The organism is Streptomyces sp. R11 (assembly GCF_041051905.1).
In the GTDB taxonomy this organism is placed as follows: Bacteria; Actinomycetota; Actinomycetes; order Streptomycetales; family Streptomycetaceae; genus Streptomyces.
Genome location: NZ_CP163432.1, coordinates 3979852 through 4003146, shown reverse-complemented (window position 1 = coordinate 4003146; position 23295 = coordinate 3979852). Strand labels below are relative to the sequence as shown.

The 23295-nt window shown below is 71.1% G+C and carries 18 protein-coding genes and 3 pseudogenes; 11 read left to right on the top strand and 10 right to left on the bottom strand.

Features of this window, described 5'->3' with window-relative positions; translation table 11 throughout:
- The first annotated feature begins 86 nt into the window (after positions 1-86).
- Entirely contained in the window at positions 87-3287 is a 3201-nt protein-coding gene (locus AB5J55_RS18185; protein WP_369276221.1) for a tetratricopeptide repeat protein, read from the top strand.
- Here AB5J55_RS18185 and AB5J55_RS18180 read toward each other — a convergent pair.
- Genes AB5J55_RS18180 through AB5J55_RS18170 form a run of 3 tightly spaced genes read right to left on the bottom strand, consistent with a single transcriptional unit; the run spans position 3223 to position 4855 of the window.
- Positions 3223-3858, bottom strand: a complete 636-nt coding sequence (locus AB5J55_RS18180) for a class I SAM-dependent methyltransferase (protein WP_369271696.1) — start codon at positions 3856-3858, stop codon at positions 3223-3225. The two genes, AB5J55_RS18185 and AB5J55_RS18180, sit on opposite strands and share 65 nt — an antisense overlap.
- Positions 3855-4046: a DUF397 domain-containing protein gene (locus tag AB5J55_RS18175; RefSeq protein WP_369271695.1), complete on the bottom strand. Its 192-nt coding sequence runs from the start codon at positions 4044-4046 to the stop codon at positions 3855-3857. The genes AB5J55_RS18180 and AB5J55_RS18175 overlap by 4 nt, the downstream gene beginning before the upstream one ends.
- Positions 4043-4855, bottom strand: a complete 813-nt coding sequence (locus tag AB5J55_RS18170) for a Scr1 family TA system antitoxin-like transcriptional regulator (protein WP_369271694.1) — start codon at positions 4853-4855, stop codon at positions 4043-4045. Before AB5J55_RS18170 ends, AB5J55_RS18175 begins: the two co-directional genes overlap by 4 nt.
- 114 nt (positions 4856-4969) lie before the next feature.
- Between AB5J55_RS18170 and AB5J55_RS18165 the strand changes: the two genes are divergently transcribed.
- From AB5J55_RS18165 to AB5J55_RS18155, 3 genes are all read left to right on the top strand, one after another.
- The gene (locus AB5J55_RS18165; RefSeq protein ID WP_369271693.1) at positions 4970-5404 is read left to right on the top strand and encodes an ATP-binding protein; all 435 of its coding nucleotides are present in this window, start codon (positions 4970-4972) and stop codon (positions 5402-5404) included.
- 226 nt (positions 5405-5630) lie between these two features.
- On the top strand, positions 5631-6452 hold the full coding sequence (locus AB5J55_RS18160; protein ID WP_369271692.1) for a helix-turn-helix domain-containing protein: 822 nt from the start codon (positions 5631-5633) through the stop codon (positions 6450-6452).
- Positions 6453-6616: 164 nt separating this feature from the next.
- Positions 6617-7732 carry an ADP-ribosylglycohydrolase family protein gene (locus AB5J55_RS18155; protein ID WP_369271691.1) on the top strand — a complete coding sequence of 372 codons (1116 nt, stop codon included), beginning with the start codon at positions 6617-6619 and terminating at the stop codon, positions 7730-7732.
- A gap of 139 nt (positions 7733-7871) precedes the next feature.
- Here the strand turns inward: AB5J55_RS18155 and AB5J55_RS18150 are convergent, their stop codons facing one another.
- Together AB5J55_RS18150 and AB5J55_RS18145 are read right to left on the bottom strand one after the other, a co-directional pair.
- Positions 7872-9452: a sodium:solute symporter family protein gene (locus tag AB5J55_RS18150; RefSeq protein ID WP_369271690.1), complete on the bottom strand. Its 1581-nt coding sequence runs from the start codon at positions 9450-9452 to the stop codon at positions 7872-7874.
- A gap of 126 nt (positions 9453-9578) precedes the next feature.
- Positions 9579-10364: an SDR family oxidoreductase gene (locus AB5J55_RS18145; protein ID WP_369271689.1), complete on the bottom strand. Its 786-nt coding sequence runs from the start codon at positions 10362-10364 to the stop codon at positions 9579-9581.
- A 93-nt stretch (positions 10365-10457) separates the two neighbouring features.
- Between AB5J55_RS18145 and AB5J55_RS18140 the strand changes: the two genes are divergently transcribed.
- Positions 10458-11297, top strand: a complete 840-nt coding sequence (locus tag AB5J55_RS18140; RefSeq protein WP_369271688.1) for a hypothetical protein — start codon at positions 10458-10460, stop codon at positions 11295-11297.
- 14 nt (positions 11298-11311) lie between these two features.
- On the opposite strand, the gene AB5J55_RS18135 is transcribed toward AB5J55_RS18140, so the two are convergent.
- Together AB5J55_RS18135 and AB5J55_RS18130 are read right to left on the bottom strand one after the other, a co-directional pair.
- Positions 11312-13168 carry an MFS transporter gene (locus tag AB5J55_RS18135; protein ID WP_369271687.1) on the bottom strand — a complete coding sequence of 619 codons (1857 nt, stop codon included), beginning with the start codon at positions 13166-13168 and terminating at the stop codon, positions 11312-11314.
- A gap of 197 nt (positions 13169-13365) precedes the next feature.
- Positions 13366-15978: a D-alanyl-D-alanine carboxypeptidase gene (locus AB5J55_RS18130; RefSeq protein ID WP_369271686.1), complete on the bottom strand. Its 2613-nt coding sequence runs from the start codon at positions 15976-15978 to the stop codon at positions 13366-13368.
- A 253-nt stretch (positions 15979-16231) separates the two neighbouring features.
- Between AB5J55_RS18130 and AB5J55_RS18125 the strand changes: the two genes are divergently transcribed.
- From AB5J55_RS18125 to AB5J55_RS18115, 3 genes are all read left to right on the top strand, one after another.
- Positions 16232-16987, top strand: a complete 756-nt coding sequence (locus AB5J55_RS18125) for a GPP34 family phosphoprotein (protein ID WP_362388045.1) — start codon at positions 16232-16234, stop codon at positions 16985-16987.
- Between the two features lie 391 nt (positions 16988-17378).
- Positions 17379-18236, top strand: coding sequence for a helix-turn-helix transcriptional regulator (locus tag AB5J55_RS18120; RefSeq protein WP_147999839.1), 858 nt, complete (start codon positions 17379-17381; stop codon positions 18234-18236).
- 215 nt (positions 18237-18451) lie between these two features.
- Positions 18452-18643, top strand: a complete 192-nt coding sequence (locus tag AB5J55_RS18115; protein ID WP_004000436.1) for a DUF397 domain-containing protein — start codon at positions 18452-18454, stop codon at positions 18641-18643.
- A gap of 141 nt (positions 18644-18784) precedes the next feature.
- On the opposite strand, the gene AB5J55_RS18110 is transcribed toward AB5J55_RS18115, so the two are convergent.
- From AB5J55_RS18110 to AB5J55_RS18100, 3 genes and pseudogenes are all read right to left on the bottom strand, one after another.
- Entirely contained in the window at positions 18785-19657 is an 873-nt protein-coding gene (locus AB5J55_RS18110; RefSeq protein ID WP_369271685.1) for a MerR family transcriptional regulator, read from the bottom strand.
- Between the two features lie 66 nt (positions 19658-19723).
- Entirely contained in the window at positions 19724-20227 is a 504-nt protein-coding gene (locus AB5J55_RS18105; protein ID WP_369271684.1) for a glutathione peroxidase, read from the bottom strand.
- A gap of 10 nt (positions 20228-20237) precedes the next feature.
- A pseudogene (locus tag AB5J55_RS18100) lies at positions 20238-21008 on the bottom strand (winged helix-turn-helix domain-containing protein); the annotation flags it as partial.
- Positions 21009-21012: 4 nt separating this feature from the next.
- Between AB5J55_RS18100 and AB5J55_RS18095 the strand changes: the two are divergent.
- The 3 genes and pseudogenes from AB5J55_RS18095 to AB5J55_RS18085 all read left to right on the top strand — a co-directional run.
- Positions 21013-21603: pseudogene (locus AB5J55_RS18095) on the top strand (sensor histidine kinase); the annotation flags it as partial.
- A pseudogene (locus AB5J55_RS18090) lies at positions 21567-22207 on the top strand (response regulator transcription factor). The pseudogenes AB5J55_RS18095 and AB5J55_RS18090, both read left to right, overlap by 37 nt.
- Before the next feature lie 153 nt (positions 22208-22360).
- The gene (locus AB5J55_RS18085) at positions 22361-23194 is read left to right on the top strand and encodes an SAM-dependent methyltransferase (protein ID WP_369271683.1); all 834 of its coding nucleotides are present in this window, start codon (positions 22361-22363) and stop codon (positions 23192-23194) included.
- The last annotated feature ends 101 nt before the right edge of the window (positions 23195-23295 follow it).

The following is a 23295-nucleotide window of genomic DNA, read 5'->3' as shown; positions in this document are numbered from 1 at the left end:
CCCTGTGCTCCATAGGCATTGAGCCAGAATGATGGCGTAGGGCAGCCGAGCGGGAGGATCCACGCGTGGGACAGGCGCGGCCGTCGATGCAGGAGCTGATCGGCCGGCGCAGTCGTGCCGGATTCGTGGGCCGCGGTGCCGAACGCGCGGCCTTCCGCGCGAACTTGGACATCCCGCCGGAGGACGAGCGACACCGGTTCCTCTTCCACGTGCACGGAAACGCCGGTGTCGGCAAGTCCTTCCTGCTGCGCGAACTGGAGCAAGTCGCCCGGGAGCGCGGCGCCTTGACCGCGTTCGTGGACGATAACGCGGGAAGTGTGCCGGAGTCGCTGGAGGCGATGAGCCGGCAGTTCGCCGCGCAGGGACGGCGGTTGAAGGATCTGGACCGGCTGCTGGCCGCGCATCGGGAGCGCAGGCACGAGGCGGAGCTGGCGGCGATCACCGCGCCGCCGTCCGAGCCGCCTGCACCCTCGGCGGGCAGCATGGCGGTGGCGCGGGCCGGCCTGGTGGGACTGGGCATGGTGCCCGGTGTCGGCGCCTTCGCCGGGGCGGTCGACGCCGCACAACTCGCCCAGGGCGCGGACCGGTTGCGGTCCGGACTCGGTGCCCGCTTCCGCACCCACGAGGACGCCCGACTCGTACTCGCCCCCGAGAGCGTGCTCACTCCGGTGCTGCTGGAGGAACTCGCCCAGGCTGCCTCCGCCGTGCCGTGGATCGTCCTGTTCTTCGACACCTACGAGCGCACCGGCCGGTTCCTCGACGCGTGGCTGCACGCCGTGATGACCTCGGACCTGTACGGCCCGCTGCCGGCCACGGTCGTCGTGGTGACGGCAGGCCAACTCCCCTTCGACGCCACCCGCTGGGGCGGCTTCGGCGACTTCATGACCGACGTTCCGCTCCTGCCGTTCACGGAGGCGGAGACGCGCGACCTGCTCGCGGGCAGGGGAGTGGTGGCCGAGCCCGTGGTGGGGGAGGTGCTGCGTCTGACCGGTGGCCTGCCGGTGCTGGTGTCGACCCTCGCGGAGAGCCGCCCCACCGATCCGGCCGACGTGCGGGACCCCAGCGCCACGGCCGTCGAGTGGTTCCTGAAGCGGGCGGAGGACGCGGTGCAGCGGTCGGTCGCGCTGGCGTGCGCGCTGCCCCGGCGGCTGGACGCGGATGTGTTCCGGGCGGTCGTGGGCGCCTCCGACTCCGACGCCGAACTGGACGGGCTGTACGCGTGGTTGCGTGGACTGCCGTTCGTCAGCGAGCGGGGCGGCCTGGTCCGGTACCACGACGTCGTACGGGCGCCGATGCTGCGGTTGCAGCGGCAGGAGGCGCCCCGGACCTGGGCGGCCCGGCAGCAGGCGCTCGCCGCCGTGTTCCGGGAATGGCGGGCCGAGGCGGAAGCCGGAAGGGACGCCGAGGAGCTGTGGGCGGACGAGGCGTGGCGGGAGCTTCGGCTGGCGGAGCTGTACCACTTGCTGTGCGCCGGGGAGCGGGCGGCGCTGACGAGCGTCCTCGGGGATGTCGTCGACGCCTGCGAGCAGGGTGAGTCCGTCGCCGAGCGGTGGGCCTGGGTCCTGGTGGAGGCCGGATCGGACGCCGAGACCCGGGCGGTGTCCCAGTGGGGCCGACGGCTCGCGACGGCCCTCGGCAGCGGCGGAACGCCCGCGGCCCTCGAACTGGTACTACGGGCGACGGGCTTCGAGCGGACGCCGGTGCCCGCGGGGGCGGGGGCGGCCGGCACGGGGTACGGCATGGCGGCTGCGGCTGCCACCGGGCTGGGTGCGGGGGCAGCCGGGCGGAGTGGTGTGGGGGGCTACGGTTGGAGGGGCGCGGGGGCTGTCGGGCGCAGGCGCGCGAGGGCTTCCGGGCTGGGCGCCGCGGCTTCCTCGCTGGGGGCCGCAGGGTCCGTTACCGGGGGCGCCGCAAGGGGATCGCTGGCCAGGAGGCGGTCCGCCACCGCGGACGACACGGCGACCACCCGGCCGGGCAGTTCGGCCGGCGCCCAGTCACGTGGGACGCAACAGCCCGCATCGCAGGGTCAGGGTGCTCAGCCGTCGCGGGTCGAGCCGTCGGGGCAGCGTAGTGAGGGGCCGCAGGGTCAGGGTGCTCAGCCGTCGGGGGCGGAGTCGCCGGGGCAGCGTAGTGAGGGGCCGCAGGCCGAGTCGCAGGGTCAGGGTGCTCAGCCGTCGGGGGCGGAGTCGCCGGGGCAGCGTAGTGAGGGGCCGCAGGCCGAGTCGCAGGGTCAGGGCGCTCAGCCGTGGCAGATCGAGCCGCCGGGGCAGCGAACTGAGGGGTCGCAGATCGAGCAGCAGGGTCAGGGCGTCCAGCCGTGGCAGGCCGAGCCGCCGGGTCAGCGTGCCCAGCCGTGGCAGATCGAGCCGCCGGGTCAGGGTGCCCAGTCGTCGCAGATCGAGCCGCCGGGGCAGCGAACTGATCGGCCGTCGCAGGCCGAGCCGCAGGATCAGCGTGCCCAGGCGTTGCCGCACTCCACGACCTCGCCCGGTACCCCCTGGCAGGCCGCGTCCGCCGATGCCGGCTGGCGGGTCGCGCTGGACCCCGTCGTGGCGGCCCGTGCCTACCGCGCCCGAGCCATCGCCCAGGACCTCGCCGGTGATCGGCGCGCGGCCGTCGCCCTCCTGAACCGGGCCCTCGAACTGGTTCCGGACGACCCCCGCAGCCTTGCCCTGCGCGGGGAGTACCACCGTGTGCTGGGGCGCCACGACGAGGCGATCAGCGACTTGGACCGGGCCCTCGAGCTGAACCCCGCCGACGCCTTCGCGCTGGCCTCCCGCGGTGCCACCCGGCTCAGTCGCGAGGATCTCGACGAGGCGCTCGCGGACCTTGACGGGGCCGTTCGGCTGAAGCCGGACTACTCCTGGGCCCTGACACGCCGGGCCCGGGTCCACCGAGCCATGGGCGACCCCGTACGGCAGCTGGCCGACCTCGACCGGGCCGTGGCGGTGGACCCCGACTGGGCCTGGGTCCGCTGCGAGCGCGGTGACGCCCTGCGCGCCGCCGGCCGCGACGAGGACGCCCTCGCCGACTACGACCACGCGCTCGCCCGGGAACCCGACTACAACTCCGCCCGCGCGAGCCGAGGCGCCTCGCTGGCCAACCTGGGCCGCCACGAGGAGGCGCTCGCGGATCTGGACCGGGTGCTGGCAGCCAATCCGTCGTACGCCTGGGCCGCGGACCAGCGGGCCGCCGTGCTCCGTCACCTGGCGGCCGAACCGGCTACTCCCGCACGCAGTGCAGGAACAGATGAGGCTCGTGCCCGGCATCGGGATGGTCAGGCGTGAACAGTACGGTCTCCGCGGACAGCACCGTCAGTCCCGCCGCGGCGACCATGCCGGTGAAGTCCTCGGCCGCGAAGCTGGTCGCCCGCACCTTCTGCCCCATGAAGACGACTTCGACGTCCTCCACGTCCGCCGGGACGGTCGCCAGCACCATGCTGCCTCCCGCTCTCAGCGCCCGTGCCAGCCGCCGCACGAGAGTCTCCTGCGTGGTGCGGGACATCTGCAGCAGGGAGAAGTACACGCAGACCGCGTCGAACGCACCGTCCTGGAGCGGGACTTGCTGGATGTCGGCGTGCTGAAAGGCGGCGTCGGGCACCTGCCGGGTGGCGAGGTCCACCATGACGGGAGACACGTCGATCCCCAGCACGCCATGGCCCGCCGCGGCGAGCGTCTCGGCCGTGGGGCGCCCGGTCCCGCAACCGACGTCCAGCACCTTGCTGCCCGGTTCGAGCCGCCCGACCAGCCAGGCCAGCGACGCCCGGTGCGTCTCCGAGCCCGCGAACGCCCTCTCGTAGGCGAGCCCCAGCGCGTCGAAGACGGCAGCGGCGCGCTGTGCCTGAGACTCGTCGGTCACGGCATCGTGCTCATGCTGCCGATGAACTCCGCCCAGGAACTCGCTTCGAATGCGAGCCGTGCGCCGTCCATGTCCTTTGAGTCGCGGACGTGGACACCGGCGTCGGCGGGGGATATGGCGACCTCGACACAATCAGGGCCGTCGTTGCTGCTGTAGCTGCTCTTGAACCACTCCAGGGTGGAGGTCATGTTTGTTCTCCCAGGACTTTCTCGATGAAGGCCAGCGATTCACGTGGCGTCAGAGCCTGCGCCCGGATCATTCCATAGCGCATATCCAGGATCTGGACCTCCCGGGGATCGCTGATCACGCGACTGTGCAGCTGTGCCTCGGAGTGCCCCAAGGTCTTGCCGTCCTGGAGCTTCAGCAGCCTGATCGGCCCGCCCATTCCTGCGTGGTCCTCACGGTCCGTGGGCATCACCTGAATCGCGACGTGCCTCAACGCACTGATCTCCAACAAGTGTTCGAGCTGCTGTCGTAGCACCATTCTGCCTCCGACAGGCCGCCGCAGTGTTACCTCTTCCTGGACAAAAGTGAGGAGCGGGGCGGGCATCCGCTCGAAAACGCGCTGCCGCGCCATGCGGGCGGCGACTTGGCGGTCGATCTCCTCCTCCGAGAGCGCGGGTCGGCGCATGGCGAACAACGCCCGTGCGTACTCCGGGGTCTGGAGCAGGCCGTGCATGTTGTGATTGGCGTAGGCGCCCAACTCGACCGCCTCGTCCTCCAGCTTGGCCAGATCACGAACCTTCTTCGGATACCTGGCCCTCTCCACGTCGTCCTTCATCGCCGAGAGCTTCCCGCCCGCCCCCAACACCTCATCGGCCTTGTCCAGGAAGTCCGGCTTGGGAATCCGCCGGCCCCGCTCCACCGACGAGACCATCTCCTCGCCGTACCCGATGGCGGCGCCCAGTTCGGCCTGGGTCATCCCGGCGGCCTCGCGCCACATCCTGATCTGCCGGCCGACCGTCCTGAGAACGGCCTCGGCTTCCTCGTCCTCCACGTCTTCCCCTCCCGACGTACGAGCCGTACGACCCCGTCGGCCATCCGTACAGTCACGCTCCGTACGGAGGCCATCGCTGTTCAGCGTAGGAGTCGGTTCGCCACGCTGGGTGACATGAGCCAGAAATCCCTCGCCCAAGTCACCTGCCCCACGCGCCACTTCACGGTTCAGCTGTCCGCGACTCGAAGAGGTGCTCGACTCGCGCGCCTGCTCACCGAGCGCCAACTGGACGACTGGGGCATGCCGTTCGAGGGTGCGGTGCACGTCGTGGCCGAGCTGGCGTCGAACGCCGTACTCCACGGCCGCGTCCCGGGACGGGACTTCCGGCTCAGGCTGAAGCTGCACACCGACGGCCCCCTCCGCATCGAGGTGACCGACGCCCGGGGCGACCGGATCCCGCAGGTCCGGGACGCGGCGGGTGGCGAGAGGGAGTCGGGTCGAGGGCTGCTGATCGTGGCGGCGTACGCGGACCGTTGGGGCGTCGATCAGGCCCCGGCCAACTGCAAGACCGTGTGGGCTGAAGTGACACCGGATCGCGGAGGGGTGTGACCCGGCGGCTCCCGACGCAAAGACCAAAGAACCGGGGAAAGAACCGAACCCACCCCCACCGCCCCCGTCGATCACCCGCAGGGGTGAATATCGCCAACTCGGCTGGCGCGCAGGGGTTTTGGTGGTGCAGCGTCACCCAGAGACAACCGCACACATGAATCGGCCCCCGCCGGGACTGGCATCCCAATGCGAGGGCCTGACACCGAGGAAGTCGACACCTTCCCCAATGACTGAGATTCAGCCTAGCGCGCCCGCGCGCGCCAAGTCCGGCCATTCCGCCGGAGGCGTCGAGCACGTCAACGAACCCCACCACGACCAGTTCGTCGTGGTCGGAAACCACCTCGCCCAGCACCCCGAGCTGTCCCTGACGGCGATCGGGCTGGCGGTCCACATCCAGTCGCTGCCCGCCCGGACCCCGGTCGGGATCAAGACGCTGGCCGCTAAGTTCCCGGAGGGGGAGATCCGTGTCGCCGCCGCCCTGCGGGAGCTGGAGGCACACGGATACCTGGCACGCACCAAGGAGCGTCTTCAATCGGGGCGAGTCGTGACCCGGACGATCTCGTACAACAGGCCGGGCGTCGCCGCGGCCCGAGCCGCGATGGAGCCCGCCGCACCCCGCCCGGCTCCGCTGTCCCCCGGCTCGAAGACGTCGGCCTCCGCATCCAGTGCCGCTTCCGATGCCGTCCTCGATGCCGCCCTGGATGTCCTCGCGGGACTGCGCGCCCACGACCCCCGCCTGCTGCTGGCCGAACGTGACGTACACCGCCTGGCCCCGGCCGTCTCCGCCTGGCTGGACAGGGGCGTCCCGCCCACCTCCGTGCAGCGCACCCTGACGAACGCCCTGCCCAAGGACCCCATCCTCAACCCGGCGGCGTTCCTCGCCCACCGCCTCCGAGCGCTGCTGCCACCACCGCTCCCCGCCCCGGCACACCCCCCGACCCCCGTCCGCCCGGACCCACTCCAGACCTGCGAGGGATGCGACCGGGCGTTCCGTTCACCAGGCCCGGGCCGCTGCCGGGACTGCCGTCCGGTGGGTGTGGCGGCGTAGAGAGTCGGACGTCAGCCCTGTACGGGTCATAACTGATCACTCCGGACCACTCAGGTCCACCTCGGGCACATTCCGCATTCCGATCTGCCCCCTGAACCGACCGTCCCCGGTCGATTACAGTGGCGAACCGTCGTACACACGGTCGCTGCAACGGGGAGGTCCTGATGGGTGCGATAGCCGGCGCCGTCTGGGGCCGCACCGAGCAGCAGGACTTCCGCAGCCGGGTGCGCGGCACGCTGCTCGGCGTGGCCGTCGGGGATGCCCTCGGGGCGCCGGTCGACGGGCTGGGGCTGGACGAGATCCGGGAGCAGTACGGCGCCGAGGGTCTCCTGGATCTGGGGTTCGGTTACGGGCGGCGCGGTGCCGTGACGCACCTCACGCAGCTCACGCTGTTCAGTGTGGACGGGCTGATAAGGGCGCAGGTCCGGCGGGACACCGGGGCCTGGCATCCGCCGACCGATCTGCACCGGGCGTATCTGCGGTGGGCCGCCACGCAACACGACTGGGGCCCCGACGAGCGCCGCAAGGACGACGGCTGGCTGGCCCGCGAGGAGTGGCTGTACGCCCGCCGCGACCCCACCCGCGCGCTCCTGCTCGGCCTTGGCGACGAGGCCATGGGCACCCTGGAGGCGCCCAAGAACGCCACCGAGCTCGGGCCTGAGGCCGCCGCCCGCTCCGCGCCCTTCGGACTGCTCGTCGGCTGGGAGCCGCAACTCGTCGTGCAGCTCGCCGTGGAGTGCGCGGCGCAGACCCACGGCCACCCCGTCGCCTACCTGTCGGCGGGCGCGTACGCGGTGATCGTGCATGGGCTCGCCTGCGGGGAGAGCCTCGACGGGGCCGTGCAGCGGGCGCTCGCGCTGCTGGCCGTGCGGCCCGGACACGAGCCCGTGTCGGACGCGCTGCAGCACGCGCTGGGTGCCGTACGACAGGGCATGCCCACCCCGGCCCGGGTGGAGGAACTCGCGGCCGACGGCTCGGCGGACGGGCTGCTTGCGGCCGCCGTGTACTGCGCCCTGGTCGGCGAGGACGTCCGCCACGGCCTCTGCCTCGCCGTCAACCACGACGGCCCCTCCGCCGCCGCGGCCGCCCTCACCGGCGGCCTCCTCGGCGCCCTCCACGGCGAAACGGCCCTCCCCCCGGCCTGGCTCGCCGAACTGGAGGGCCGCCCCACCATCCTCGAACTCGCCGACGACTTCGCCATGGAAATGACCCAGGGCCCAGCACTGCACAGCCCGGCGGGAGCGTCCCCGGGGTGGCTGGCGAGGTATCCGCGCGGCTGAGCGGATGCGCAGCTTCCTTCGGGTATGCCGTCCCGGCGGCGGGCAGCGGCAAGGGCGGCCACCTGTGCGCGGTGACCGCCCTTGCCTGTGCCCGTTCCCCTGGGCCCGGCTCTGCCCGTTTCCCGGGGCCTCCCGCCCCTCAGTCCTTCGTGCGGACCACGTCCTCCCTCGCGTCCGTGTCCGCGTCCGCCTGCGCCGGCACCGCCGCCGCGGCGCCCCCGTCCCCGTCCGTGTTGATCCGCTCGACGATCGCGAGCCGCTCCGGGGTGTCCTCCGGCTTGATGAAGCCGATGAGGATGTACAGGACCAAGGACACGGCCAGCGGGATGGAGACCTGGTACTGGAGGGGCACCCCGCCCTCGATCTGCCAGCTGATCGGGTAGTTGACCAGCCAGAAGGCGAGCAGGCCCATCGACCAGCTGGTCAGTGCCGCCGTCGGGCCGGAGCGGCGGAACTGGCGCAGCAGGCCCAGCATCATCGGGATGGCGATCGGGCCCATGAGTCCGGCGACCCACTTGATCACGACGGTGATGATGTCCTTGAAGGTGGGGGAGTTGACCTGGGTCGCCACCGCCATGGACAGGCCGAGGAAGACGACCGTGGTGACCCGGGCCGCGATCAGGCCGGACCGCTCGCCCCACGCCCGCGCCTGCTTCGACAGCACCGGCGCCACGTCCCGGGTGAACACGGCCGCGATCGCGTTGGCGTCGGAGGAGCACATGGCCATGGTGTGCGAGAAGAAGCCGACGATGACGAGGCCCAACAGGCCGTGCGGGAGCAGCTGTTCGGTCATCAGCCCGTACGAGTCCGAGCCGTCCGCCTTCTGCGACTCGACCAGCAGCGGCGACATCCACATCGGGAAGAACAGCACCACCGGCCAGACCAGCCACAGCACCGCGGACAGCCGCGCCGACCGCTCCGCCTCCCGCGGGGTGGCCGTGGCCATGTACCGCTGGGCCTGGTTGAGCATGCCGCCGTTGTACTCGAAGAGCTTGATGAAGAGGAACGCGAGCAGGAAGACGGTTCCGTACGGCCCGACCAGCGGCTCACCGTGGCCCTGGAGCTCCGGCCGGTCCCAGGCTTCGAAGAAGCCGATGCCCTTGTCGTTCAGTTCCATGATGACCGCGATGAACATCGCGACGCCGGCCAGCAACTGGATGATGAACTGGCCGAGTTCGGTCAGCGCGTCCGCCCACAGGCCGCCGATGGTGCAGTAGATGGCCGTGATGGTGCCGGTGATGAGGATGCCCTGGTTCAGCGACACACCCGTGAACACCGACAACAAGGTGGCGATCGCGGCCCACTTCGCGCCCACGTCCACGATCTTCAGCAACATGCCGGACCAGGCCAGCGCCTGCTGGGTCTTCAGGTCGTATCGGTTCTTCAGATACTCCAGCGGAGACGCCACATGCAGCCGCGACCGCAGCCGGTTGATCCGCGGTGCGAACAGCTTCGACCCGATGGCGATGCCCAGCGCGATGGGGAAGGACCAGGTGACGAAGGACGTGACGCCGTAGGTGTAGGCGATGCCCGCGTACCCGGTGAACATCACCGCGCTGTATCCGGACATGTGGTGCGAGATGCCGGACAGCCACCACGGCATCTTGCCGCCCGCGGTGAAGAAGTCACTGACGTTGTCCACCCGCTTGTGCGACCAGACGCCGATCGCCACCATCACGCCGAAATAGCCGATGAGCACGGCCCAGTCGAGACCGTTCATGTGCGCCCTCCCAGGGTTCAGCCCGGCGCTCATCGTGGGCGCTGTCGCGTGAACACGACAAGCTGGCGTCAGGTCAAGGGGAGGCAAAATCATTCGGCATACTGGTCTTGGTTCATCTATGTGAACTCATCGCATCAGCTCCCCTGCGTTGACCAGCAGTGACTGTCCGGTGATCGCCCGCGCCCTGTCCGAGGCCAGGAACACCGCCGCGTCCGCCACATCCCCGTCCGTGGCGAGGTCGGGCAGCGCCATCCGCTCGCTCAGCCGCCCCAGCACCTCGGACTCCTCGACGCCCTCGGTGTGCGCGGTGAACTGCACGTAGGCCTGGACCGGCGGCCCCCACATCCAGCCCGGCAGCACGGTGTTCACCCGTATCCGGTGCGGGCCCAACTCCCGCGCCAGCGAGTACATCGCGCTCGTCAGCGCCCCCTTCGAGGCCGCGTACGCCGCCTGCCGCACCTGCGAGGGGGCGGCGACCGCGGACTGCGTCCCGATGAACACCACCGACCCGCCGCCCTCCTTCAGCGCGGGCAGACAGGCCCGCGTCATCCGCAGCGAGCCCAGCAGATTGACGTCGATGACCGACTGCCAGGTGGCGAAGTCGGCGTCCTCCAGCCCGCCGAAGTAGGAGTCCCAGGCGGCCACGTGCACCACGCCGTCGATCCCGCCGAACCGCTCCCGCCCCAACGCGGCCAGCGCCTCGCACTGCCGCTCGTCGGTGATGTCGGTCGCCAGGTACGCCGTGTGCGCCCCGTCGGGATCGATCTCGCCGGCGCTCTTCGCCAGGTTCGCCTCGGTGCGCGCCCCGAGCACGGCGTTCCCGCCGTCCCGTACGACCGCTGCGGCGACCTGATGGCCCAGCCCGGCGCCGACTCCCGAGACGACGACGGTCTTGCCGTTGAGCAGTGACATCAAGGCCTCCCAGGCTCTGGCGGATTATCTGACGGAGCGTCAGAGTATGGGCGTCCGAGGGAGGACGGAAGCCACCGGAAGGAAGGGAACGGCATGAGCGAGGACACCCGCAGCGAGACGTACGCCGAACTGGCCGCCGTCGGCCCGTACGGAGTCCACCCGGGCCACGCCCTGATCACCATGGTCGAACCGCACCCGGGCCACGAGTACGCCTACAACCGCTGGTACGAGGACGACCACTACTACGCCGGCGCGATGGCGATGCCCTGGATGTACGCCGGCCGCCGCTGGGTCGCGACGAGGGACCTCCAGCTCCTGCGCCACCCCGAGAAGTCGGCGATCGCCCAGCCGGTGACCGCCGGCTGCTACATCTCCACGTACTGGATCACCGCGGGCCGCTACGCCGACCACATGCGCTGGACCGTCGGCATCAACAAGCGCCTCAACCGCGACGCCCGCGTCTACCAGGACCGCACCCACGTCTTCACGGCGTTCCAGGACCACGAGGCGACGGTGTACCGCGACGGCGCGGCGGGCCCCCGCGACTTCCACGCCCTGGACCACCCCTACGCGGGCCTGGTGGTGCAGGTCATCGACGCCGACTCACCGGAGCAGCGCACCGAACTGCTGGAGTGGCTGCGCTCCCGTCACCTCCCCAAACGTCTGGCGGGCTCCCCGACGGCGATGGTGACGATCTTCCGGCCCACGCCCCTGCCGCTCGACCGCATGTCGTACGTCAAGCAGGTCGAGGGCGTCGACACCCGTCTGACCCTGCTGTGGTTCCTGGAGGCGGACCCGAGGGAGTGCTGGGAAGCCCACTTCACGGGCCCGGACACGGTGGTGGAGGAGGCCGGGCTGGGGCGGGTGGAACTCGTGGCGCCGTTCATCCCCACGGTGCCCGGCACCGACCGGTATGTGGCCGACCTGCGCTGATCAGCGCAGGCCGGTCAGCGCAGCTCCTCCGGACACGTCGTCCCGCGCGAGAACGCGTACGGCGCCGCGAGCCGGTACTCGCCCGCCCGCGGAGCGAGCAGCATCGTCCACTTGTCGCCGAGCGCGTCCTCCTCCGTCTCCATCAGACAGCCGTTGACGTTGTCGTACGACTTCGGCCGGCCCTCGGGACGGCTCTTGGACGCCTCCGTCTCCTTCGGCGGGTCGAGCTTCTTGCCGTCGGCGTCGACGAGGCTCAGCCACGGCGAGTAGGGGATGCGGATGAGGACAGGCCCCGGCTTGCTCACCCGCATCGTCATCTCGCCCTGCTCGGCCCGCTCGACGACGGTGTTCGGCTCGGCGAGCGGCGCCGGGGCGGTCACCTCGAACAGCTGCCAGTTGGCGTCGCCCCACACCTGCTTCAGATACGGCAGCCCGCGCTGCACCAGCTCCCGCTCACGCTCCGCCCCCGAACCGTCCGGCTCGTCCTTGGGCAGCACCACGTAGTGCACGGCCCAGCGCTTGAGCCACTCGCGGTAGTTCGCGGAGTTGAGGGTGTCGTCGTAGAAGAGCGGGTTGCGCTCCATGTCGGCCTGGCGGTTCCAGCCACGGGCCAGGTTGACGTACGGGGCGAGCGCGGACGCCTCGCGGTGCGAGCGGGCCGGCACGACCTCCACCCGGCCCTTCTCGGCGCCGACCTCCTGGAGCTCGTTGACCAGCGGCGCCAGCTCGCGCGCCCAGGAGGCGGCGGGGGCGGCGTGGATGATGTCGTCGACCGTCTTGTAGCCGATCCACCCGGCGAAGGTGAGCAGGGCCAGCACCGCCGTGTACCACTTGCGTGAGCGCGGCACCGTGTAGGGCAGCACGGCCACCAGGGCCGTCCCCGCGAACAGCATCGCCAGGCGCGTGATGTTGGAGCCGATCTGCGAGCTGACCACCCAGACCAGCACGACCGCGAGGCCGTAGACCGCGGACACCAGCCGGACCGTCTTCCACTCCTCGGGCACGAGGAAGAAGGTGACGACGGCGAACAGCAGCGGCAGCAGCACCGAGCCGATCACCATCGGCTGGGTGCCCGAGAAGGGGAACAGCCACGCCGACACCGCGACCACGGCCGCCGGCGCCAGCCCCAGCGCCCACGCGCCCGGCCGCCGCTTCTGGAGGAACAGCGCCACCGCCACGAAGCCCACGAACAGCCCCGCGACCGGCGACGACATGGTCGCGAGCGCGGCCAGCGGCGCCGCGCACAGCGCCTTCGCCCAGCGCTTGTAGCGCCAGCGGTACGGCCAGCAGAACACGACGGCGACCGCGCCCAGCGCGAACATCGTGCCGAGCCCGTACGTCACCCGCCCGGAGATCGCGTTGGCGGTCAGCCCGAGGACCCCGGCGAACGAGGCCCACAGCGGATTGCGCACCGCCCGGCTGCGCAGCAGGACCAGCGTCAGCAGACCCGCGGAGATCGTCCCCGCGATCATCATCGTCGTACGGACACCGAGCACCGACATCAGATACGGCGACACCACGCTGTACGACACCGGGTGCATACCGCCGTACCAGGCGAGGTTGTACGCCGAGTCCGGATGCCGGCCGACGAACTCGGCCCACGCGTCCTGGGCCGCGAGGTCGCCCCCGCTGCTTGCGAACGTGAAGAACCAGAGGATGTGAAGGAGCCCGGCCAGGGTCGTGATCGACAGCACCGGGTGGCGCAGCAGGCGCTCACGCAGGGTGAGGAAAGCGGCGGTCAGACGCGAGGGCGGTCTGTCCTCCGTGCGGCTCGGACCATCTCCCGAGCGTGGCGCGGGTACGCGTATTCGCGGGCCGGCTCCCCGTCCCGGATCGGCGTCGTCGGCGCGTGTCGGCTCCGCAGTGGCCACGTGTGAGGCACTCCCCGTGCTGTCCCGTCTTCTGTTCTGGCCGCGTCCCGTTTCCCGCGTGTTGTCGGCCATGTCCCTGAAGGTTCCCCGGCCGCGCCTTGTGGGCGACGACCTGCCCGATTCGTGACGCTAGCACGCAGCCCGCCGACAGGCGCTGTCGGCGGGCTGCGTCAGGGTGCCGTGATGTCGCCCCCGCGTCAGGCGATGCGGGTCAGCTTGTCCGTGAAGCCCGGTTCGGTGAGCTCCGACTGGAGGGCGACCGGGATCTTGACCGCGCCGCTGCTGCCGTCACCCACGGTGAGCGTGCCCACCTTGGTGCCGGCCGTCGCGGTGTGCGGTACCGGGTCGGAGGCGAAGGTCAGCTTCACCTTCAGGCCCGACCAGCCGACCGCCGTGACGTCCTTGGTGGCGACGACCGGGGTGCGGCCGCCGAGGCCGTCGTCGACGTACCCGACGACGTCGCCCTTCTTCAGGATCGTCGCCGACTCCAGCGTGTCCTGCGCGGCGCGGATGAGCTTGTCGCCCGAGTCGAGAGCGGCGGCGAGGATGCCGCTGCCCGTGTCGGGCTGGCGCACCACGGCGCCGACGATGGTGCGGGTCTCGCCGCCGATCTCCTTCTTCGCGGCGAACACGAGGTTGCCGAGAGCGGAGGTGGTGGTGCCGGTCTTGATGCCGACGACGTTGTTCCTGCCGACCAACTGGTTCCAGTTGCCGTGGTTCTTGCCCTTGTAGTCGTCGTACGACATCATCGCGGCGACCTCGCGGAAGGCGGGGTACTTCATGGCCGCCTTGGCCAGCTTCACCTGGTCCACGGCCGTGCTCACGGTGGTGTTGTTGAGCCCGGACGGGTCGGTGTACGTCGTGTTCGTCATGCCGAGGTCCTCGGCGGCGGCGTTCATCTTCTCGACGAACGCCTTCTCCGAACCGGCGTCCCAACGGGCCAGCAGACGGGCCACGTTGTTCGCGGACGCGATCAGGATGCTCTCCAGTGCCTCGCGCTGGGAGATCTCGTCGCCGGCGGTCACGTCGACGGTGGACTCCTGGCCGGCGTCCGACTGGTCCTCGGCGGCCTGGTCGATCTTGATCTTCGGTTCCTCGGCGCCGCTCTTGAGGGGGTGGTCGCGGAGGATGACGTACGCGGTCATGACCTTGGCGACGCTGGCGATCGGAACGGGCTTCTGGTCACCGGAGGAGCCGAAGCTGCCGATGCCGTCGACGTCCAGCGCGGCCTGGCCCGCGGTGGGCCAGGGGATGTCGACCTTGCTGCCGTCGAAGGTGTAGCTGTCCTTCGCGGTGAGGTCGAGGGTGGGGTCCGGGAGCGGGCGCACGTTCTGCACGACCGCGAAGACGATCGCGAGCAGCAGGACCAGCGGGGTCCAGATCTTGACCCGCCGGATGGCCGTGCGGACCGGGGTGTCCGGGGGCGGCGGCGTGTTCGTCAGCTCGGCGAGCAGGTCCAGCGGGGGCCTGGGGGGCAGGGGTTGCTGGGTGGTGCGCTCGGGGCCGATCTGGGGGACCACGGCGGTGGCGTCCGGCGCGGGGGCCTTCGGCGTTTCCGGGGTCGGGGTCGAGGTCGGGGCCTTGGGGGCGTCCGGCTTGATGTCGGGCTTGAGTGCGACGAACTTGCTGGTGCGCTCGGAGGGGGTCTCCGGCGCGGGGGCCTTCAGCGTGGTGGTGGGCTGGTCCACCGGGGGCTGCTTGGCGGGGCGGACGGTCTTGAAGATGGCGGTGGGTTGATCGACGGCCTTGGCCTCGGCTTCGCCTTCGGCCTTCGTGTTCCCACCCGCGCCACCCGTGCGGCTCTCGTCGTCGGCTGCGGGGGGCCCCGCGGGGGCGTCCTCGCCGTCGGCGGCTGCGGCTGCGGGTGCGTCAGGCGTACTGCCCTCGGCGGACTCTGGGGAGTCGTCCGGGTCGGCGTCAGCGGCTTCGTGGGCGTCGGAAGCCTCGGAGGCATCGGAGGGCTCACCCGAGTCGTCCGCGGCGCCCTTGTCCTCACCCTCGGCCTCGTCGTCGTCCGAGGAGGCCACCCAAGCCGCCACGGCCGCCCTCAGCCGATCGTCACCCTCGGCGGGCGAGCCGTCGGCGTCCGTCGCGTCGGCGCTCGCAGAGATGTCCTCCGCGCTCCCCGCGTCTTTCCCGGCCGCGGGCTCCGCACCCTCGACGGTCGAGGAGGACTCGCTCTCCGCCTCCGCGGCCCCGACCACCGCCCCCGCCTCGCGGGCGTCGTCGGCCGAAGCGTCCCCGCTCTCGGTGCTGTCGGCCGCGGTGTCCGTGTCCTCGGTGCTGTCGGCCGTAGCGTCTTCGCTCGCGTCGTCGTCGGCCGCGGTGTCCGTGTCCTCGGTGCTGTCGGCCGTAGCGTCTTCGCTCGCGTCGTCGTCGGCCGCGGTGTCCGTGTCCTCGGTGCTGTCGGCCGTAGCGTCTTCGCTCGCGTCGTCGTCGGCCGAAGCGTCCGTGTCCTCGGTGCTGTCCGCCGAAGCGTCCGCGCTCGCGGCGTCGTCAGCCACCGTGTCCGCGCCCTCGGAGCTGCCCGCGGCAGCGTCCTCGCCCTCGGCGTCCTCGGCGGTGCCCCCCGCCTCCTCCAGCCGCGTCCTCACCGCGTCCAGGTCCTCTCGTGACAGGACCCTCGTCGCCGTATCGACGCCACCGCGCGGCGCCGTGGCCTCGCGGGCCACCGCGAGGCGTGGGTCGCGTCGTTCGCCGGCGTCCTGCCGGGTGGGACCCTCGGGTTCGGGAACCGGGACCGCGCTCCCCGACGTCGGTTCTGCCGACGACTCGCGCTGCTTCGACCTGTCGGGGGACTCGCCCGCCACCGATGCCTCCTCCATGTGCCGCCGCACGGCCTCCGTGCGGCGTCCGAACAGTGAGCCGTCACTCGGACACCGTGCCCGTACGACCCCCCGTGCCGCTGTCCGAACCATGTACCAGTGTCCTGTGCGCGGCACTCAACTCATCCGGTAGACGAGAACGACATACCTACCGGTTCCCTTACGAACCGGTCACGCACCCTCGACAGATGAATGTGAGAGGGGTCACCCTGTCTTTCATCCACGCGGGGAGGCATGGATGGGCAGGAGCCGCAGAACACTTCCGGAGGAGCTTCTGCTGCTGGCGTTGGACCCGACCACGGGTACCACCGCACAGCCGCAGTCGCTCGACCTCGGTCTGGCCGGAGCACAGCTAGTGGAGCTGGCGCTGGCCGGACGGATAGCCCCAGACGGGGATCGTATCGCCGTGGTAGCCCCACGGCCGACTGGAGATCCAACACTGGACTGTGCGTTGGAGTTGCTGCGAAGGCGTGGCGCTCCCGTGCGTGCCGTCCACTGGATCGGCGGGCCCCGACTGGGGTTGCGCCAGACCTACCTCTCGCATCTGGAGCGGTGCGGCATGGTGCATGCCGTGGCCGGTCAGATGTGCGGGGTGTTGCCGACGACTCGCTATCAGGCGACGGACAACGCCATCAGCCGGGAGATCAGGGCCCGGCTGGATTCCGCGATCCGCACCGGCGTACCGCCGGACCCGCGGACCGCGGCACTCGCCGCACTGGCACACGCGGTCGGCCTCGGCAAGCACCTGTATCCGGGGAACGAGGGACGGTCGTCCCGGTCCCGGCTCAGGGACCTGATCAGGCACGACCCCATGGGCGGTCTCGTCGCGCACGCAGTGATGGACGTCCAGAACGGTGCGGCGGCACAGCCGCGCCGCAGCCCGGCCCCGGCCGGCCGTCAGGCCGCCCCCGGAGGCAGGGCCGCAGCGGAACCCGCCCGCGGTGTTCCGGTGCAGCCGCGCCGCGGATCCATGGCGCGTGTCGTGGCCCACTGAGCCGCAGTTCCACGACCCGCACCACCGGATCACCCGGGCTCCGCGCCCGGCTTGCTCGACCACGCACCACGCACCACGCACCACCACGCACCGCCACGCTTCACACGCTCGAACTCGCACGCACTCGCACGCCACGTGCAGCGCCGCACCGCAGTCACCGAGACCGGTTCGGGAGCCGCTGGTCCGCGCGGGGTGACGGGACCGGATGCCCGGACGACGGCATCGGTCCCGCCGCCCCGCGCGGCCGCATGTGCGGGGGTCCTGGCGAACTGGCGTGTATCCAGCGCATATCCACCGTTTCCCAGCGGTAGTAAGCACCTTGGTGGCAGTCTGCTCAACAGCAGATACGCAAAGTGGCAATCGCAGGCAGGCAGCCGGAGGTGCACGTCCCGTGGCGTCCAATGTCAATCCCACCGTCAGGCGACGCCGGCTGGGCCAGGAGCTGCGCAGGCTCCGGGAGCTCAAGGGCATGACGGCCGAAGAAGTGGCCGAGCGGCTGCTGGTGTCGCAGTCGAAGATCAGCCGGCTGGAGAACGGCCGGCGCAGCATCAGCCAGCGCGACGTCCGCGATCTGTGCGGGGTCTATGAGGTGGAGGACCACCGGATCGTCGACTCCCTGATGCAGATGGCCAAGGATTCGCGCCAGCAAGGATGGTGGCACTCCTTCGGCGACATCCCCTACAGCGTCTACATCGGGCTGGAGACGGACGCGGCGAGTCTGCGGGTGTACGACCCGCAGGTCGTTCCGGGGCTGTTGCAGACGAAGCAGTACGCGGAGGCCCTGATCGCCGGGGCGTTGCCGGAGACGGCCCAGACCGAGATCGAGAAGCGGGTCCAGGTGCGGATGCGCCGACAGGAACGAATCTCCACCGAGGAGAACCCGCTCCGGCTGTGGACCGTCCTGGACGAGGCCGCCCTGCGCCGGGTCGTCGGCAACCGCTCCCTCATGCGCGACCAGTTGGAGCAGCTCGTCGAGCAGTCCCAGCTGCCGCACGTCACCGTGCAGGTGATCCCCTTCGACATGGGCGCCCACCCGGGCCTCAACGGGCAGTACGCGATCCTCGAGTTCCCGGACGCGGCCGATTCCAGCGTCGTCTACATCGAGGGCGTCACCAGCGACCTGTACCTGGAGAAGGCGAACGACGTCCAGAAGTACAGCGTGATGTACGAGCACCTGAGGGCGCAGGCCCTGAACGTGGAGCAGTCGCGGCAGTTCATCGCGGACATCGCCAAGGAGTACGCGCGTTGAGAAGCGCCGTACGGTACACCGTCCCCGGGCCGGGGCGGAAGACTCCACTGGAATATGCCACCCAGCCGAGTGAATAGTCGCTTCGTCGGCCGATGTTGGCGAGTAGCGTCGATCACGCCACCGAGCAACAAGGTTGGCGCGAATCGCGCTGCGGGGTCCGATCCGGACACGCGGCGCGGTGACAGCAACTCAACATCTGGCAATTCGGAGCAAACATGGCAATTCGTCAGGGTGCCACGGACACGTGGACCAAGTCCTCGTACTCCACAGGGAACGGCGCGTGCGTCGAGGTCAAGTCACCGGTCGCTGCGGCCATGGCGGTACGGGACTCCAAGGTTCCCGAGGGCCCGGTCCTGGCGTTCCCCGCGGACGCGTGGAACACCTTCGTGGCGTCGGTCAAGGCGTAAGGGGCGGGTCTAGCTGATCCTCACCCCTCAACCGACCGCACGATCGACAACTGCACAAGCACCACAGGAAGAGCCCTCTCGACCAGCCCGCCGTCCTTGCCGAGAGGGCTCGGCCGTGCCCTCACCCGAGGGCGGGCCGGATCACCTCACCGGGAACGCCACGTCGCACACCGGGTCCTGTGCCCCGGCACCGTCCCAGTCCTGAACGAAGTACACCTCGCGGCACGGGCCCGCCTGCCACAGCCCCTCCTTCGCCATCCACTCCTCCACCGCCTCGAAGGCGGCCAGGATCTGCGGATGGGCCACCTGCGCCTTGGTGATCCGGGTGTAGGCGAGCCGCTGGGCCGGCTCCACCCGTACCGTCGTCTCCCGCGTCCGGCCCTGCTTCTCGAGCCACGCCCGCGCCGCCGCCTCGTCGGCCACCGGCACGCACGACTCGGCCGGCCCGTCGCTCTCCGTCGACACGTCGGAGTGGTAGACGACGAACGGTGGCGCCGTGATGCCGCCGCACTCCTGCGCCGCCGACTCCAGCCGGCCCAGCGACGTTCCGATCCACGCCGGCAACTCACCTGCCAGCACATGCCGCGTCTCGGTGATCAGCACCTGCTCGGGCACCTCGACCGTCTCGACCACGAACTTCCCGTACATCTCGGAGCTCCTCCCCGACAGTCGTCCACGGAGGTACTCGGCCAGCGTCCGCTGCCCCGCCACCCGCGCCTCGACATCCGCCCAGTACACGTCGAGCCGGGCGGCCGCCGCGGCCCCGTCCGGGGCCTCGACGATCTCCGCGATCCGTGCGAGCGGCATGTCCAGCTGGCGCAGCAGCGCCACCAGACGGGCACGTTCGACCTGGTCGGCGCGGTAGTAGCGGTAGCCGCTGAGCTCGTCGACGTGCGCCGGGGCCAGCAGTGCGAGGCGGTCGTACAGCCGCAGGGCCTTGGCCGACAGCCTGGCCCGCGCGGCGAACGCGCCGATGGTGAGCAGTTCGTCGTCCACGGCCTCATCCTCCGTCACCGGGCGGCCTGTTCCGCCCGGCGACAAGGACGCTCGGCTCTGCCCCAGGGGCAAGGTCAACCCGTGCTACTTGATCGCGGACTCCACCGCGGCCACGACCTCCGCCGCCTCCGGCTCGGTCTGCGGCGAGAAGCGGGCGACGACCTTGCCGTCGCGGCCGATCAGGAACTTCTCGAAGTTCCAGCGGATGTCCCCGGTGTGCCCCTCGGCATCCGCGTGGCCGACGAGCCGCTCGTACAGCGGGTGCCGGCCCTCCCCGTTCACCTCGACCTTCTCGGTCATCGGGAAGGACACGCCGTACGTCGCCGAGCAGAACTCGGCGATCTCCTCGGCGCTGCCGGGCTCCTGCCCGAGGAACTGGTTGCACGGCACGCCGAGCACGGTGAAGCCGCGCTCCGCGTACTGCTCCTGGAGCTTCTCCAGGCCGGAGTACTGCGGGGTCAGGCCGCACTTGGAGGCCACGTTCACGATGAGCACGGCCTTGCCCGCGTACTGGGCGAGATCGGCGGTGCCGCCCTGGAGGGCATCGATGTCGACGTCGAGGGGGGAGCTGCTGTCAGTGGTCGTCATGAAACGGATGCTAACTCCGGTACGTGTCGGGCAGGTGCCGGGCCTCGACGAGGACGTCCCCGCGGCCGTCCGCTCGTACAGCACCGACCGCCCCGCCCGCCGCCGCTCCACCAGCGCCGCGTCCAGCAGCACCCGCACATGCCGCCCGACCGAGCCCAGCCCCTGCCCGGTCACCGCGACCGGCTGGGTGGTGCTGAGCGGGGAGTCGAGGAGGACGAGCACCTCGGCGCGCGCGGGCGCGAGCAGCGCGCCGAGGCCCGCGGGGACGCTCCGGGCGCCGGGGTCGGTGAGCGCGCCCGCACAGGGGTAGACCACGGCGTACCGCTCGGGCGCCTCCCAGGGCACCCAGCCGCCCTTCGGCGTGACCGGCACGAAGACGAGCTCGGCGCCGGAGATCTCGCGGGGCGGGTACTCGTGCAGGTTCACCTGGAGCCGGTTGTCACCGAGCCGGCGGGTGCGCCCAAGGCGCTGGGGGTCCCCCTCTGGGGGAGAGTCCAGGCCGCCCAGCGCCCCGGCTCACTTGCGCGGTCCGGGCGACCACGTCCGCCTCCAGGACGCGCCGGCGCCGGTCCCAGTCCGGCCGTACGGTCTCGGTCCAGACGCACTCGAGGAGCGCGGCGGCGCGTTCCGGCAGGTCGTCGCGGTCCAGTACGGCGGGCAGGGGGCCGGCGAGGGAGACGGTGAGGTTGGCGCGGGCCTGGCGGGGGCCGGCCGCGCGCACCCGTGCGACGCCCTCCTCGATGGTCTCGCCGTCCCTCGGGGTCGGGGTGAGGAAGTCGGCGAACCGTATCGAACGCGACCTGCACGACGGCGCCCAGGCCCGCCTGGTGGCGATGGGCATGACCCTGAACGCCGCCGAACACCTGCTGGAGACCAACCCCGGGGCGGTCCGCGCCCTGCTCATCGAGGCGCGCGAGTCCTCCTCCAAGGCGCTGGAGGAACTGCGCAACCTGGTCCGCGGCATCCACCCGCCGGTCCTCGCCGACCGCGGACTCGCGGACGCGGTACGGGCGTTGGCGATGGTCTGCCCGGTCCGCACCGAGGTCGAGGTCGACCTGCCGGGCCGCCCCGAGATGCCGGTCGAGTCCGCCGCGTACTTCGCCGTCTCGGAGATCCTCACCAACGTCGCCAAGCACTCCGGCGCCGAACGGGCGTGGATCGAACTTCGTTACGATCGCGGAATGCTGCGCGTCACCGTCACCGACGACGGGCACGGCGGCGCCGACGCCTCGCGCGGCAGCGGCCTGCGGGGCATCGAGCACCGGCTCGCCACCTTCGACGGGGTGCTGGCCGTGAGCAGCCCCGTCAACGGACCGACCATGGTGACGATGGAGCTGCCGTGCGTATTGCCCTCGCCGAAGACCACTTCCTCCTGAGGGACGGACTCATCCGCCTGCTCGGCGCCCACGGCCACGAGGTCGTCGCCGCCGTGGACAACGGTACGGAACTGCTGGACGCGCTCGTCAGCGAGCGGCCGGACGTCGCGGTCGTCGACGTCCGGCTGCCGCCTACGTTCACCGACGAGGGGCTGCGGGCTGTGCTGACGGCCCGTGAGCGGATGCCGGATCTGCCGGTCCTGCTGCTGTCGCAGTACGTGGAGCCGCTGCGCGTGAGTTGCTGGCGGACGGCGGCCGGGGCGTCGGCTACATGCTGAAGGACCGGGTCACCAACGGCGCCCAGTTCCTGGACTTCATCCGCCGGGTGGCCGAGAGCGGCACCGCGATGGACGCCGAGGTGATTTCCAAGCTCCTGGTCCGCAAGGAGCGCGACGAGGCGGTGGGCAGCCTCTCCGAACGCGAGCGCGAGGTTCTGGAGTGGGTGGCGCAGGGGCGCTCCAACGCGGGTATCGCGCAAGGCCTGTTCATCACGGAGAAGGCCGTCGCGAAGCACATCGGCAACATCTTCACCAAGCTGGGGTTGCTGCAGGCGGACGCCGACAATCGGCGGGTGTTGGCGGTGCTGGCGTATCTGGATCAGTGAGGGGCGGCCGGAGGGCCGGGGGGTGTGGCCAAAACTTCACGGTGTGTGAGGCGTATCTGCTCAACTTCCCTATGGGCACGGCGAGTTGGCCTACGTTGATTGCTGTTTGAATCACCGGCGACGTCCCCCACCGACCCCGCAGGAGGCCCCACCGTGCCCGACGACCCCACCACCCCGATCGGCGCCGCCGCTGCGGAGGCCCGGGCCAGGATCGACACCGCCAAGCCGCACTCGGCCCGTTTCTGGAACTACTTCGTCGGCGGCGAGGACCACTACGAGGTCGACCGGCGGATCGGGGACGAGATCAAGAAGATCTTCCCGGGGCTGGCCGACGTGGCCGTCACCAGCCGCCACTTCCTGGGCCGTGCCGTACGCCACCTGGCCGGCGAGGTGGGCATACGGCAGTTCCTGGACGTCGGCACCGGCCTGCCGACCGCCGACAACACCCACCAGGTGGCCCAGCGCGTGGCCCCGGACGCCCGGATCGCGTACGTCGACAACGACCCCGTCGTGCTGGCCCACGCGAGCGCCCTGCTGACCAGCACCCCGGAGGGCATGACGACGTTCCTGGACGCCGACCTGTACGACCCCGAGGCCGTCCTGGAGGCCGCCGGAGCCACGCTCGACCTCTCCCGCCCGGTCGCCCTGATGATCCTCAACACCCTCGGCCACGTCGCCGACCACGACCTGGCGTGCGACCTGGTGCGGCGCCTCCTGGCCGGCCTGCCCTCGGGCAGTCACCTGGTGGTCAGCGACAGCACGGCCACCAGCGAGGGCATGATCGCCGCGTCGCAGGCGTACAACGCGAGCGGCGCCGTGCCGTACCACGTACGCAGCATCGGCGAGATCGCCGCCTACTTCGACGGCCTGGACCTGGTGGACCCGGGCATCGTCCAGGTCCCCGAGTGGCGCCCCGACACCCAGGGCCCGACGGACCCGGCGACGGCGGCGGTCGACGCGTACTGCGGGGTGGGGTGCAAGCTTTGAGGCGCGGTGCGCAAGCTCTGACGTGCGCAAGCTCTGAGGTGTGGTGCGCCGGCTCTGAGGCGCGGAGGCTCTGAGGCGCGGTGCGCGCGTTTCCGGCCGCC